The sequence below is a fragment of the Chloroflexota bacterium genome, from assembly GCA_026708035.1.
In the GTDB taxonomy this organism is placed as follows: Bacteria; Chloroflexota; UBA11872; order UBA11872; family UBA11872; genus JAJECS01.
This window is the reverse complement of the sequence record JAPOVQ010000030.1, coordinates 195,458-208,851: the sequence shown is the minus strand read 5'-3', so window position 1 is coordinate 208,851 and position 13,394 is coordinate 195,458. Positions and strand designations below refer to the sequence as shown.

Here is a 13,394-nt window from a genome sequence, read left to right as displayed (position 1 = left end):
CCTCAGCGGATCCGGAGCTGGGCGCGGTCGCCTCGGCAGCTCGATCTCCGCGGCGTCCGCACGTCACAATTGGACAATCTTGCGGCGTGAGGCTGGCGTGGAACAAGGAACGTAGGGAAATGCCTGGCTGGTTTGGATATGCGAAATGCGAAAGTGCGGGACCACCTCCAGATTCGGCGTACAGCCGCGTGACCAACGCTGAGCGCTTTCAACCGTTGCATTCGGCCATGCTGGAGATTATCGGCCGGCTGGAGAACGACTTCGACGTGGAGCGTACCGAGGGGTATGGCCTGGACGCGGAACTGGAGCAGGGACTGGACCCTGCACGTCCGCATGTGAGACTCAACCCCAGGGACTCCGACGCCGCCCCGATTGCGGTGGTGTTCTCAACCTTTCCGGGTCTTCACGTCCGATTCGGGCGGTGGTACAGCGAGCTCTTTCCGAGTTGTGGCTGCGATGCGTGCGACGAGTCCGCAGAAGGCGAGATCGAACGGCTCAACGAGATGGTCGACGACGTGGTCGCCGGGAGGTTTTGCGAGGCGATTCGACGTCCCCTGATTTCCCTGCGAGGGACTGGCTGGTGGGAAACGAAGTTCTGGTCGTCAGTCGGGAAACGCGCCCAAAGATCCCGTGTTGACGGCCTCCGCGCGCGTGAGATGGCCGGTGGTCGTCCTCGCCTGGATCTGAACTGGAAGCCTTGGTGCCGTAGACGGACCATCAGCTAGCGTCTCGCCTGTGGCCTCGGGGCCTAACTGACAACCTTGATACCCGGTGTGCCTGCCCCTTAAGGCAGGCTCGCCGACCTGGGGCGAGCGTCAGCGTAGATTCCCCCACCGGAGAGCGTGCAGCACAGTACGTGAGGGCTTACTTGGTCTCGGCCTTACGGAGCTGCCGTCATGTCCGAGCCACGCCTTAGGTCGTTTTCCTGAGCTGGCCATATTTGAAACAGATCCTGTGTGTATCGAGCAAGAGCCGAATCTGGGTGTGGGACGACGGAGGATTTCCTCCACAGTTCGTCGTGAGTACGACTGAACCTCAGCTGCCGGCCTTGTTCGTGTTGGATGGGTTTGGACGGATTCTCGGGAGGCGGTGCTGGGGATGAGGCCGTCGTCTTCGTTGACTCGAGATCGGACACGGTGTGCGTGGACGATGAGGGCGGACTTGGCGCGGAGTGTGGCCGGTGAGTTGGGCGGGCTAGCCGAGGATCAGGCGCCGGTGGCGGACTCTCGGCAAGCACCGGTGCATGCGCAGCAATCAGTGGAAGACAATGGTGTGAGTCTCCACGGGCACCGCCGCTTAGCCCGGTTCGCTAGCGGCAGGCGTCGTCCAGGGCGTTGTGGGGAGGGTCGCGACTGAATCGCACCAGGGCTTCGAGGCGGCGGCGTTCCGGCACGCCCTGTGCATAGTCGGGACGCTTGGGGTTAGGCGTGTCGGGTGCAGTGGCGGGTTCGTGGGCAGACCGTCAGCCTAGATCCACCTTCCAGACCAGCGCGGCGGCCGAACCGATGGATTCGATGCCGATGGTCAGGTGGCGGTTTCCCAGAGGGTGTGGATCGGTACTGCGAAGAGCCCATCGCCAAAGCTGGTGCAGACCTCACCGTCGTAGAGCACCACACCCGCAGCAAATCGGTCACCAACCGCTCGCCTGAGCCGGCGCAAGCCTCGGAAATCCGCTCCAGTCACGGTGCCCGACGCCTTGACTTCAACGCCCGCCAGCGCCAACGCCCCTTGCTCAATGACAATACCGACTTCGACCTGATCCTTATCCCGGTAGTGGAAAAACTCGAGGTGCGCGTCGTACCAGCTGGCCTGGCGCCGCAACTCCTGGAAGACGAACGATTCGAGAAGCTGGCCCAGGAGCCCGCGATGCTTCGCCAGGCCGCGGGCATCGATCCCGAGTAGCGCGCATGCGAGGCCGGTATCGCCGATGTGCAGCTTTGGTGTCTTGACGAGGCGGCGCAGTCGATTGCTATGCCACGGGCGGAGCAGCTCGAGCATGAAGACCCGTTCGAGAAGACCCAAATAGGCGCTGATTGAGGGGCGGCTGAGACTGAACGACGACGCGAGATTGGAAACGTTGAGCAGCGTGGCCGTCTGCGCTGCCGCCAGCATCAGGAGCCGAGGCAGGGCGTCGAGCATCGTGATGCGGGCCATGTCCCGCACATCCTTCTCCAACTGCGCCTGCACGTAATCGCGATACCAGGCCGTCCGTCGCCGACCTGCAGGACGGGCCAGGGCCGCCGGGAATCCCCCGGCCACGATCCGCTCGCGCAGTTGCCCGCCCAGCGGCTCGGTCTGCCGGGTTGGGAACCGGCCGTGAAATAGCGTGTCGAGAAAGTGCGGCATCGGATCTGGGAGGGTGGCACCGGCTGGTCCGGCAGCCAACTCAGATTGCGCGAGCGGATGGAGCCGGACGATTTGCAGGCGTCCCGCCAGCGAGTCCGCGAGCGTGGGAACCCGCAGCGCGTTGCTGGATCCGGTGAGGACAAATCGCCCCGGGACGCGCCGGCGATCGATGGCCAGTTTCAGGGCGGCGAACAACCCTGGGACACGCTGAACTTCGTCGAGGACGACGCGCTCGGGTAGGGACGCGACGAAGCCCATGGGATCAGCCTCGGCCCCGCCGCGCACCACATCGTCGTCGAAGCTGAAGTAGGCGTACTCGGCCCCGCGTGCTTCGGGGCTTTCAGCCCACGGTGCCCGGGCGTTCCGCCAGGGCAATTGCCTCGGAGCGCACACGACCTGGGCGAGAGTGGTCTTCCCGCACTGGCGCGGCCCATGAATGAGTACCGCGGGCGAGTCCTCCAGGGCCTCGGCCAGCCGACGGTCGGCGTAACGCCGGTAGAACGGAAGGTTAGGCACCGTCTGATCGTAAAATGGGTGCCGTCCAATTGCAACGTTCGGCCCGTCTGATTGCAAGATAGCTGCCGTCCGATTACATAGCATTCACAGTCGACGGGCCCGAGCAGTCGAGATAGGCAAACGGGCGGCTGCCGTGGAGCCATCACCGGACGGTCGTCGACCCGCGCGGCGTCGCGCGAGGTGTCGGAAGGGTCCGGCCTGTGGGTCACGACGCGGCCGGGCGCTACAGACATTCACGTCCAGCAGCATCCACCGCACCCGCAGCAGGTGGATGGTAGAGATCCGAGTCTCGGGAAACGTCCCGCACTCTTGCTGCAGAGTGCACCGTGGCCGCAGCCGTAGACATAGTGCGGGCAGCGCGGCCGATGGATTCAAGCCTTGCGATTTCTCTGTTTGGTGCAGACCCGAAACCCGTCGCAGGTCATGAGTTGGTTGGAACAGGCCACTGATGCCTAAGCACCGACTAGGCTCATTTCGTGCTCACGGGACGCAGCAGCAGCTTCGACTCACCCGCACCCGTGCGGGTAGCTGGCAAGCGCATCAACGGCTGCTAGCGGCGTCGTTTCCGCCCGGTGCAATCACTTCGAAGGAGAAGATTGACACGCGCGCATGGCGAGCTACTGTGCTGGTAGGTAGCCAATGGTGACTACCTGATGACAAGGAGGTCCGCTATGAAACGGCGTCTCCTTCGCAAGGCAGCCAGGATGGCTGTCGCGGCCAATCTGTTGGCCTTCGGCGCCAGGCTGTTCATCGCCCGGGTCGGCGCAGCGGGCCCAGAAACGGAGGTGCCGGGCGACCACCTGCTGCCCTCCTCCAGCGCGGATCCACGGCTGACCATCACCGAGACGGTGGTCGGCTGTGACGCCTAACGGAGGGGCGCCGGCTACCGCTGGGCGGCCAGCCGTGGCGACGGCACACCCCACGGCCATCCCGCGCGGCTCCGTTCCCGACGTGGAAACGGCCGCCGCGCTGAAATGGGCCTGGGCCTTGGCTGAGGACCTGCGCCCGCACATCCACGAGTGGCTGGTGGACGTGGGCACGTCGTTTCCGCTCCTGGCTGGTCGGCAGCTTGTGATCAGGTTTCAGCCCGACCGGCACGCCCAGGCGGGCGCGTGCATGGAGTTCTGGGTCGAACTGCAGCCCGCCGACGAGGTGAACGGTTGACGGGCCCTGAGGCCATCAGGACCAGCGCACCGTCACGCAAGCGGCGTTGGGGATGTCCGACCACCGGCCCGGCGCCTGTAGGAACGCTTGAGAGCGAAGGGTGAATTACGTGGCCCGCTCTGAACGTCTCGTGTGGCTGACCATTGGCCTCGTCATTGCCGGGTGCCTCGTGTGGCAGACCGTCAGCGATGAGTTGGCCCGCCGCGAGACGCGCACGTTCATGGAAATGGCCGCGCGGGCCAGCATGGGCGAGCAGATCGTCTCCTCGGAGATTGTGAGGGAAGTCCCCGTCGAGCGGGTTCCGGTTCGTGCGATACCCGGGAGTGGCGAGGAGATCGTCACCGGCAAGGTCACGAATATCGTGCCGCCGGACGTCACAGACCCGACGCTGCCGGGTCTCTGCGAATCCATCGACCTGACGGGCGTCGGCCCTGGCACTGAGGTCCGCGACCTTGCGCCAGGCGTCTACACCGCCACGATCTGCGGCGACACCTTCGCCCTCGACGTCACCATGGAGTCCGTGGATGGACGCAGCCGCTTCACCTGGGGACGTACCGAGTCAGTCTCGTTTGCGGTGGGCGATCACGGCGACGACGCGTTGTATCCGGGTCCCACGCGCATCACCGTGAATCCGCCCGGGCCCGATGTGCGCTGGGGAATCGACATCGAGCGGCTTGTTTCCGAGAGCGATGCGTCGATCAGGGTCGAGGTCGTCGGTGACGAGGCGGCGATCGCGGACCTGTCGCCGGGCCTCTGGCGGGTGGACCTCTTGTGGACATCCGGTGAGCAGCCATCCAACTGGGTGTGGGACGGCAGCTACGAATCCGTCGAGGGGTTCGGTGGCGGGTCATGGAGTAGTCGATCGTGCACCGTGCTTTATGTGGGGTCCAGTGCCGGCCAGCGCGTTAGCGGGCCCCGCGTGGATCCGGGCGAGGTGGCGGTCACCGCCAATGTGCCGCCGGGCTTCACCTGGGCGGTGGCGTTCACGCCGTTTCCCACCGGCGCCGCCGACGACGGCGAGTGCCTGTGACCGGAGCATCCCGGTGCTGGCGGCACCTAAAGCGAGCCCTGAAACTAAATGAGCGGCCACCGGTGATCTACGGCCCGGTCTATGGCCCTGAGCAGCAGGCACACGCGCATCGGCAGTATGGTCGAACGCAATTCGGTATCTGGGGCTTCGACAGGGTGACCCGCGCTGTCGAGTGGCTGTGGAATGCCTTCGGTTGACTTCCGGCATGGAGGTCGCACGACATGGATTCGCCGTCACCCGAAGTGAGCGAGCTTCAACTCCTCATGGGTGCTGACCGGACCGGCGATCACGGGCGGCGGGGCCGCCGGCGACTGGATCCTGGTGCGTCTATTCGACAACTTTGACTGGAGGCCACCGAAGCAATACGTGAATCGCTGGTACCCGCCGGTCATCACGACGGTGCCGTCGAGCAAATCGTAGAGGCTGCGATGGTCGTCCCGCACCATCATCACGAGGACACTGGCGATGTGGGGCGCACCAATCGTCATTGGGGGCCACGAGCCATGACAGCATGACGGTGCCGCCGCGGTGGCGACATCGACAGCCTGCGGGAACTCAGCCTCCTAGGACACCGAGCCGCGCCCACCGATCGCTCGAGTCAGCCTCCTGGCGCAAGCGGGCCGGCCGACGGTTCGGCTGAAGACGGCAATGATCACCACGGCCGCTCCAGCCAGGTTCAGCACCGCCGGCAGCACGAAGATCAGCACCAACTCAATGGGTCCGAAAGCGTTCTCCTGTCGCCGGGCATAGTCGGACCGCTTGGCGTGACTCATTGAGCATCACGGCCAGACTGGCTCCGCGAACCGTTCCAGCGTCACGGACCATTCCACGTCATCCTCAAGCGTGTTGACCCGGATCGCTAGCTCCTGCCCGTGGGTGAATTTGGCTCGCGAGAACTCTCCCACCGTGAACACCAGCGGGTAGTCCAGGTTCCACATGGACGTGCTGTTGCGCTCACCGGTCGAGCTGAGTCGCGCCTCATCGACCGTTGCGTCCATCGCCTCGACCGTGGCGCGCCAAACGCCCGGCGTCAGCGCGAACCGGTGATCCTCGCGGCCCTCGCCCTCGACCAGCAGGACCTCACGCACAATTCTGCCGTGCAATGCGTCTTCATCGCCGGCGACCGTCTTTGACGATGGGGACGCGCCCCAGAAAATCAACTCCATGCGCACGGTGTGCCAGACCATCGCGACGGCCATCACCACAAACACGAGGCCCACGATCGCCAGCGCCGCGCCCTTCACTGCGCGGTTCATTTGGTGCTCCTCTCATTGCAGCCGGGCCGGGGCCGGAGGGTCTGACCGACCACCGGCCCGGCGGTCAGCGTCGTGCCAGTGCGGGCCGGCCCGTCGTCAAATCGGGTGCAGGTGCCACCAGCGGCCACGGTGGCCGCCACGACAGGCACAGGGACTGCAAGCAGGGTCGCAATCGCTCTCGGCCCATTAGCCGCGTCTACTCGTCGACGCTCGCGCTCGTGTGCTGGCTCCACACGCTGAAACAGGCCAAGAGGAGCACCGCCAGGATTCCGCCGCCGACCACGGCTCGTGCGCGAGTGCTGAAGTGAGGCATCAGAGCCTCCTTATCCTGGGGCGGGCGTCGTTGCCCACCTGCCGGCACCATAGCTCGCGGTTTGGGGTGCCACAACCGGCAGGCGCTGGCACGCGCTCGTGGTGCGGCACTGCTCGGCGCAGGCGGCCCGCAGCCACCGCGCAAGCGTCGCTGGATCCAGCCCAATGACGGTGTCCTGGGGGCGGGAGGCTATGGTTCCGATTGCCCCTCTTCCTACTCCGGCTCGGCCTCCGGCAGGGTGGTGGCGAGGTCGAGGCGCCGCCCTTGCTGCCGTCATCGGGCGTCAGGTGCACGATGGACCACTTGGGAGCGTCCCCGCTCTCCGGGGCCTGCCAGCTGACAGTCACGCGGTCCGCTGTCGCCGAAAGATCCAGGTATTAGCACTGGGCCGGGCGGGGTTCCCACAACTTGCCGGCTGGCTGCGGTGGCGCCCTCACCAGGGTGCTGAAGGCGTTGCCACCTACACCCTGATTGCCGACCGCGGGATGACCGTGAGGTTTGGGACCGTCTCTACGGGTGCTGCTGCAGAGTCGTGGGATGGTGACTAGTCGCGGCCGCCGCAACGTCCTAGCCAAGATCGACCGCCTCGACGCCTGAGGGCTGGCCCGCTTCGCGGCTGATGTGCAGCCCCGGTGCACCAACGTCCAGACGCTGCCACGCGGCACACGCACGCCGTGGTCACTCGGTACCGCCTGCACGCCATGCCCGGGGTGGGAGCACCGCGCACTTTGCGGGCGCGCCGCCGGTTTGGCTGGGGGCGCATATCCTGGCATGGCTCCCCGGGATCCCCCGCCCCACGATTGTGTGCTCCGCCGCGAGCGGGTGACCCGCTTAGCCGGCCGCGACTGCCCCACGCAGCGGCACTATCCATCGGGGCTTCCGGCGGAATCTGGTTCGTTTGGTGGCCCCGCTTGCTAAGGCCCGCAACTAACAGCTGGTCTGCAGGCGTGGAGACAGCACAGCAAGTTGGGTTGTCGGTCTGCTAGCGCCATGCGCGGGGAGACTTACTGGACATCGCGAATCAGTTGATCGGTGAAGGCGATCGCTTGCGTGAGGTCCTTCAGCTTGCCGGATAGCTCGGACCGCGACAGCCACCGACCTCGGAGCATGACCCCATCGTTGTTCCGAAGTGTCCGGAGGTTTTGGATCGGATTTTCTTGCGTCAGGATGAGATCCGCTCGCTCACCAACAGCTATCGTTCCGAAATTGCTCCCATAGCCTAGATGCGTTCCCAGATACTTCGCCGCGGCGCTCGTACCGGCTCGAAGCGCCTCGAAGGGGCTGAGCCCCGCTTCAACAAGGTGATCGAGTTCGTCATGGATGGAGAACCCGTAGACAACGAATGGGTTTGGGGCGTCGGTGCCCAGCAACAATCCCGCGCCGGCATCATGCAGCGCTTTCGTCAGAACCCGTCGAATGCTGGTCGCGCGCTCGTGGTTCACACGGACACTCGCCGATCTTGCATTTGCCGATTTCCAGCCCTCAAGCATCCGCGCGGGGACGAAGCGGAGTAGGGGAGCAAGCTCGGATTCCGGTTCCCGATTCGGATTTTGCTGGCGGTGCCACAGGACTAGCGTAGGGCAGTTCCAGGTGTCGGCCGCTGCGGTGGCCCGAATGAGTCCGTCCAGCAGTGCCGGATCCACCCGATCGACCCAGATCTGTGGATTCGCCGCACCGAGTTGGAGAGATTTGTCCCGCCGCGCGGCGAATAGGTATCCCCACAAGTGCTCGATGCTCGACTGCCTCGCGGCGAGAACGGCGTTTACGCCGACTCGCCACGGCACATGACCAACAACGGGCATCTGAACCTGGCGGGCGGCAGCCGTGATCGCAGCGTAGACGTTTGGCCTCAGATTGTTATAGACCTTCACGAACTCGTAGCCTTGCTCCTTCTGACGCACGACTTCGCGCTCCGCTGCCGCAGGAGCGGTGACGGCCGTTGCGGATGGCCACGTAAGCGGCGCGTCGTCGAGGAGTGGCCCTGTCGTGTGCATCGTTGGCGCAAGCACGTCTTCACGATTCATGCGGTCAATGAGGGCGAGATCGGCCTGTCGACCCCACATGTTCCTGACCGTGGTGACACCGTTCGCGACGAGCATGACCATGAACCCCGCCTGAATCTCAGCCAGCTTCTCCGCGATAGCGCGCTGTTCAGATGGTTGAGACTCACGAATTGGCTGGTCTGGAACCGGCGCATGTATGTGCATATCAGCCAGTCCCGGCATCAGGTACCGTCCCTGACCGTCCACGCGCGGAATGTGCGGCGGCACGTCCACGTCGGATGCAGGGCCGATCCACGCGACCCGCCCGTCTGCCACGCCGACCGTGCGGTTGGCCAGCACAACCTCGATGTCCATCGGTACGACGTTCACATCGACGAATGCGAAGTCCCAACGGCGGCTGTCAATCGCGGGGTCCAGTGGCGGATCCCCACATGCGGCTACTGCCGATGCCAGGCTTCCGACGGCCCCAATACCGGCGACCTTCAAAAACTCACGTCGTGCAAATCGTCGGATCATAGGCAACTCAGGTGGCCGCCCCGGCGCGCGCACGGCAGCCTGACCATTACCAAGCCCAGCGTCCGCCGAGAATTCGAAAGCGTTCTACCAGAACGTACTACTCCAGCCGCAGCTGTATGCAGATGGACATCTGGGGAATTCAGCGCTTACGCGGACGCAACGCGGCAAAACCCCGAGGCGTCGGGCACTCAGCTCATACCCTGCCCAACTCGTCGGCCGGCGCGCCAAACCTGGCTTGGCTGAAGCCGCGTTCCGCCGCCTCCACCTCCGCCAATGTCCACCGTACCTGCGGCCGATGAGCCGTCACGATCCGCACCTCCGGAAGCCGTTTGTATTCGTGCCGCTAGTTGCCGGACAGGTGGTAGTGCGCAAAGCCTCGCAGTTCTTGCCCATTGAGTCGCAGTCTCGCCGTCGCCTGTCCACGTCGAGCGCCGCCACGGCGCCGGGATGCACCTTCCGCCAGATCCTCCCCACCTGATAGCAAACTCGCGCGTGCAGATCGGCCGTCGACTCGCGCGGCACGCCCAACGTTTCGAAGCCTGCCGGCAACGCCTGCTTCGCCGGACCGGCGCTGCGGTGGGCGCTGGCGGCCGCCCCGCACCCGGGCCCAGGCTCGGCCCAAAGCAATGAGTGCGCCGAACGCGTCCACCAGACTTGCCAAGACCTAGAGTCTTCGTGTTAATGTTTGCCTTAGCATCGTAGATGCCAATTGCAGACAGCGATCGCAGGCGGTGCCGTCCAACCCTCAGACTGAGGACCGTCTACAGGTTCAAGTAAGCCGATGTTGAAGGGTCGCCAACGTACATCGACCTCATTGCGGGCCATCGAGGCTGTGCTGTTCGACGCCGACGGCGTGCTCCAGTCGATACCGGCCGGCCGACATGCAGCCCTAGCGGCCCTGCTTCCGCCCGGGGAGGAAGGTGTAGAAGAGTTCATCCAGGAGATCTTCGAGGTCGAGCGGCCCGCTCTCTCGGGCGAGGGCGACCTTGTCCGGGACATGCAGGCACTCCTCCGGCGCCACGGTAGCACTGCAGCTCCCTGCGAGATTCTGCGTCTGCTAAACACCATCCACGTTCATGTGGAGATACTGGACATCGTGAGGCGCATTCAGGGGATTGGAATCACCTGCCACTTAACAAGCAATCAGCAGCGCCACAGGGCGACTTATATGTCGGAGGAACTCGGGTACAAGGCGCACTTCGATCAGGAGTTTTATTCTTGCGACCTGGGACATGCCAAGCCAAGCCAGGAGTACTTTGAGCACGTCCTCAATTCCATCGGCGTGCCGCCGGGCCGGGTGCTGTTTCTTGACGACCATGAGGTCAATGTCTCGAGTGCCCGTAAGTTGGGCATTTGGGCATCCACCTTTCAGCTCCATCGCGGAGTCGATAACCGGCGGGCACTCACCGATCTGCTGTCACGCTACGGCTTGCACATAGAATGAGTCGCATTGATCCCCTTAACCGGACGCGAACCTCCAGGCTGTAGTCATTGTGGCCCTAGGAAACAGGGACGTGATGGCGGGCGTGGCCGCCATAGGCTATTCCGGCACCTGATCAAGCAGTGGCCCAGCGGTAGGAGGATCGTCGCAGAAAACGTTCGACAAGTAAGAATAGGCCAGATTCGACCGGTCGGATCACTTGCACTACTTCCTTTGGGAAGGTATTTTACAGTCTCATTCCGGTCTGCGAATTCCCTGGCGCTTACAATGAGGATCTGAGGCTAGTGGCTATTGTTCTGAGTCTAGTGTCGTGACGAGAAATCTCGACGTGATATTAGAAATAAAGCGAACGCTAGATGGGAGAGATCATGTGTATCCGACCCGATTGTGCTCGATATGTCATCCAAACGAAGCTGTGGCGTTATGGGTGTCGCGCCGTGGCTGGTCGCACGAAACGCCAACGATCAGCACAAACAAAGGTGACATTTCCCTCGGGTACTATTGGTCTGATCGCCAATACAATGTTTACCATTGGCTGTCGCCAGATCAAACCACTATTGGCTATTACTTCAACATTGTCGATGCTGTCATGATCTCTGATAGTGGAATCAGCTGGACTGATCTGGTTGTTGATTACTGGATTGGAGTTGATGGGGAAACTGGATTTCTTGATATGGATGAGCTGCCAGCGAATGTAGACTTAGATGTTGAGAGGAAGATTAATATAACCATGGAGCACCTGTCCTTATATGGGGTAAGTATTGCTCGTGAAGTTGCCCAACGCAGTAAGGAAATCCTCGATAATCTGGTTATCGGACCTACGATTGAAGCTGTTCGATGGAAGAGCTGAATTCTCGATAACATTTGTAGACTTGGGAGGCGATAGCCAATGACACGACTTGATTTTGGATCGTCTAGTGATTCGGTCGTTTGGTTTGGCTGCGAAACCGCGGGCCGTTGGACTTGCGGCTAGTCTCTCAGATCGGCCCCGGGGCGGGATTTGTACTTCGATTAGCCTTGGAACTGCCGTCCCGCTATCTTGTCGTAGTCGAAGGCGACGGATCTTTGGTGCGCAGGTCGAGAGTGCATTCCATGTTGGTCCCGTGTGGGCCTACATATTTCAGGGCAATTGCTGCAGACATATGGCATGACCAGACAAGTCACGGTCAGTCGTCGGCCACGCGGAAGTTGACGGTCTTGGCGTCGGTAGGCAACGGATGGAGTTTGACCCACTTTGGTCGATCTCGACGCCACGCTGGCCATCGACCTAGACATCATCCAGGAAGCACTCGTGGTGACATGCGACCGGATCCACGAGCGCTATTGCGTCGATCCCGCCGTCCCGGTGAGTTTCGTGCGCGTGTGCGCGCATGAGCTGTGGATGGCCCTAAGCTATCGCGGGTATCGCGAGTCCATCGGGATTGGCTCCTGGGAAGGCCTCTTGGCGGAGTTCACCGATAATGCGAGGGAGCTTCGGTGTTCGCGCGAGTGGGCGCCCTCGTACCGCCGTAGCGCGTGGCAATTCGCGCTGGCCGCGCACGGGTTGGACGCCCCGGTCCTTGCCCAGAAGCTGGCTGAGCACCTTGGCGCGGAGCGGAGGAAGTGCGGCGGTGTCTGGCGGGACACCGCACCCGGCGGGATCCACGGTGTGGGCTCGCGTTTTCTTAGGCTCGCCGAGCGTGCGCGGCCGGGGTTGCGCTTGGGGCCAACCTTTAGTCAAAGCGCGGCGAGGGGATCTTCTCTGCCTCAAAGCCGGTTCATCAGAGATTCTCCCTGCCTGCGCCAATTCCCTGGCGCTGTGGTGGCGATTGCCTACAGGCGCTGAGGCCCTCGAAGCGCGCTGGTCACCGGGGCCAGGCGGCCCCGGCATGGCTGGCGGGCTCGTCGAGGCGCTGGCTCAGCACGAAGGTCCCGGTGGGAATCCGCGCTACGTACCGCGGCACGTCCAACGCGGGCACCGCCAGCACGGCGGCGCCTACGCGGACGGAGGCCCGGCGGGCGAGGCCGTCGTCGTCCGACGGCGACTGCAACGCCTCGCCGCCGCGAGATGCCCAAACCCAATAGCCTGTTCGCATACTCCACTGCACCGTAGTCACACCGTCTGATCTGACCGGACAGCACCTTCACCTCCAGCAACGTGGAGAAGTCCTGCCTGCTTGGCAACTCGTCCCTCAGCTTGCTGGGCGAACTTCCACCCATCACGGGGGAATCGCTCGCGTGTGACCTATAGAACCGTACTCCCGGCACCCGGCCTAGAAGCGCCGCCACACATCGTCGGCTCCGGCACAGAATCGGGCACAGATCTCTTCGAGGTCGACTACTTTGGTCGAACGGGCTACCTCCGCAGAGCCCGAAACTCTATAAGCAGATCCTCGCCGGCGTGTTCGAACGCGTCTGCGAGGTTGGTCCCCTCTTCCGCGCCAAACCTCACGACACCACTCGGCACACCAGCGAGTACGTGTCGCTCGACATCGAGATGGGCTTCACTGAGGATCACCGCTCCGTTATGGCCATGCTCAACGCGGTGATTGCAGCGATGGTGCAAAACATCGCCGACCGTGAGGCGTCCTCCCTTCGGCCGCTCAGCGCCAAGCCTCCCAAAGTGCCCGCAGCGATCCCCGTCGTTCACTTCACGGATGCACAGAACATCGTGAAGGAGCAGATGGGCGAGCGCATTTCCCGACCGAAAACCGGACCGCGGCCTCTGGGTGTTCCATGACAGAGTGCCCGAGATTGCAGTTCTGGAGCTACTACGTCGGGAAGCTGGTGCCGCGCCACCTTCGAGGCAATGTCTATAGGTACAGCCACC

The 13,394-nt window shown here is 63.4% G+C and carries 14 protein-coding genes; 8 read left to right on the top strand and 6 right to left on the bottom strand.

Features of this window, described 5'->3' with window-relative positions; all coding sequences use genetic code 11:
* Positions 1–119: 119 nt before the first annotated feature.
* The gene (locus OXG33_13205; protein ID MCY4114875.1) at positions 120–725 is read left to right on the top strand and encodes a DUF6226 family protein; all 606 of its coding nucleotides are present in this window, start codon (positions 120–122) and stop codon (positions 723–725) included.
* Between the two features lie 799 nt (positions 726–1,524).
* Here OXG33_13205 and OXG33_13200 read toward each other — a convergent pair.
* Positions 1,525–2,862: an ATP-binding protein gene (locus OXG33_13200; protein MCY4114874.1), complete on the bottom strand. Its 1,338-nt coding sequence runs from the start codon at positions 2,860–2,862 to the stop codon at positions 1,525–1,527.
* A gap of 704 nt (positions 2,863–3,566) precedes the next feature.
* Between OXG33_13200 and OXG33_13195 the strand changes: the two genes are divergently transcribed.
* The 3 genes from OXG33_13195 to OXG33_13185 all read left to right on the top strand — a co-directional run bounded on the left by OXG33_13195 (position 3,567) and on the right by OXG33_13185 (position 5,056).
* Positions 3,567–3,731 (top strand): hypothetical protein, encoded by a 165-nt coding sequence (locus tag OXG33_13195; protein MCY4114873.1) that lies wholly within the window; start codon positions 3,567–3,569, stop codon positions 3,729–3,731.
* Between the two features lie 34 nt (positions 3,732–3,765).
* Entirely contained in the window at positions 3,766–4,026 is a 261-nt protein-coding gene (locus OXG33_13190) for a hypothetical protein (protein MCY4114872.1), read from the top strand.
* Between the two features lie 109 nt (positions 4,027–4,135).
* Complete coding sequence (locus OXG33_13185) at positions 4,136–5,056, top strand: hypothetical protein (GenBank protein ID MCY4114871.1); 921 nt, start codon at positions 4,136–4,138, stop codon at positions 5,054–5,056.
* Between the two features lie 233 nt (positions 5,057–5,289).
* Here OXG33_13185 and OXG33_13180 read toward each other — a convergent pair whose 3' ends face one another.
* The 4 genes from OXG33_13180 to OXG33_13165 form a co-directional block, all read right to left on the bottom strand.
* Positions 5,290–5,544, bottom strand: a complete 255-nt coding sequence (locus tag OXG33_13180) for a hypothetical protein (GenBank protein ID MCY4114870.1) — start codon at positions 5,542–5,544, stop codon at positions 5,290–5,292.
* Positions 5,545–5,619: 75 nt separating this feature from the next.
* On the bottom strand, positions 5,620–5,829 hold the full coding sequence (locus OXG33_13175) for a hypothetical protein (protein ID MCY4114869.1): 210 nt from the start codon (positions 5,827–5,829) through the stop codon (positions 5,620–5,622).
* 6 nt (positions 5,830–5,835) lie between these two features.
* Entirely contained in the window at positions 5,836–6,312 is a 477-nt protein-coding gene (locus tag OXG33_13170) for a hypothetical protein (protein ID MCY4114868.1), read from the bottom strand.
* Between the two features lie 1,317 nt (positions 6,313–7,629).
* Positions 7,630–9,144, bottom strand: a complete 1,515-nt coding sequence (locus OXG33_13165; GenBank protein MCY4114867.1) for an amidohydrolase family protein — start codon at positions 9,142–9,144, stop codon at positions 7,630–7,632.
* Between the two features lie 781 nt (positions 9,145–9,925).
* On the opposite strand from OXG33_13165, the gene OXG33_13160 reads away from it, so the two are divergent.
* From OXG33_13160 to OXG33_13150, 3 genes are all read left to right on the top strand, one after another.
* Complete coding sequence (locus OXG33_13160) at positions 9,926–10,588, top strand: HAD-IA family hydrolase (GenBank protein MCY4114866.1); 663 nt, start codon at positions 9,926–9,928, stop codon at positions 10,586–10,588.
* A 424-nt stretch (positions 10,589–11,012) separates the two neighbouring features.
* Complete coding sequence (locus OXG33_13155; GenBank protein ID MCY4114865.1) at positions 11,013–11,435, top strand: DUF402 domain-containing protein; 423 nt, start codon at positions 11,013–11,015, stop codon at positions 11,433–11,435.
* Between the two features lie 384 nt (positions 11,436–11,819).
* The gene (locus OXG33_13150) at positions 11,820–12,410 is read left to right on the top strand and encodes a hypothetical protein (GenBank protein MCY4114864.1); all 591 of its coding nucleotides are present in this window, start codon (positions 11,820–11,822) and stop codon (positions 12,408–12,410) included.
* A gap of 19 nt (positions 12,411–12,429) precedes the next feature.
* Here OXG33_13150 and OXG33_13145 read toward each other — a convergent pair whose 3' ends face one another.
* Positions 12,430–12,660 (bottom strand): hypothetical protein, encoded by a 231-nt coding sequence (locus OXG33_13145; GenBank protein MCY4114863.1) that lies wholly within the window; start codon positions 12,658–12,660, stop codon positions 12,430–12,432.
* Between the two features lie 305 nt (positions 12,661–12,965).
* Here OXG33_13145 and OXG33_13140 point away from each other — a divergent pair, with 305 nt between their 5' ends.
* Positions 12,966–13,304, top strand: coding sequence for a hypothetical protein (locus OXG33_13140; protein MCY4114862.1), 339 nt, complete (start codon positions 12,966–12,968; stop codon positions 13,302–13,304).
* The last annotated feature ends 90 nt before the right edge of the window (positions 13,305–13,394 follow it).

Excerpts from the sequence above, each read along its gene's own strand:
- OXG33_13205 (MCY4114875.1), top strand. The coding sequence starts at position 120 with ATGCCTGGCTGGTTTGGATATGCGAAATGCGAAAGTGCGGGACCACCT.
- OXG33_13195 (MCY4114873.1), top strand. The coding sequence starts at position 3,567 with ATGGCTGTCGCGGCCAATCTGTTGGCCTTCGGCGCCAGGCTGTTCATC.
- OXG33_13180 (MCY4114870.1), bottom strand. The coding sequence starts at position 5,544 with ATGACGATTGGTGCGCCCCACATCGCCAGTGTCCTCGTGATGATGGTG.
- OXG33_13175 (MCY4114869.1), bottom strand. The coding sequence starts at position 5,829 with ATGAGTCACGCCAAGCGGTCCGACTATGCCCGGCGACAGGAGAACGCT.
- OXG33_13170 (MCY4114868.1), bottom strand. The coding sequence starts at position 6,312 with ATGAACCGCGCAGTGAAGGGCGCGGCGCTGGCGATCGTGGGCCTCGTG.
- OXG33_13165 (MCY4114867.1), bottom strand. The coding sequence starts at position 9,144 with ATGATCCGACGATTTGCACGACGTGAGTTTTTGAAGGTCGCCGGTATT.
- OXG33_13160 (MCY4114866.1), top strand. The coding sequence starts at position 9,926 with ATGTTGAAGGGTCGCCAACGTACATCGACCTCATTGCGGGCCATCGAG.
- OXG33_13145 (MCY4114863.1), bottom strand. The coding sequence starts at position 12,660 with ATGCGAACAGGCTATTGGGTTTGGGCATCTCGCGGCGGCGAGGCGTTG.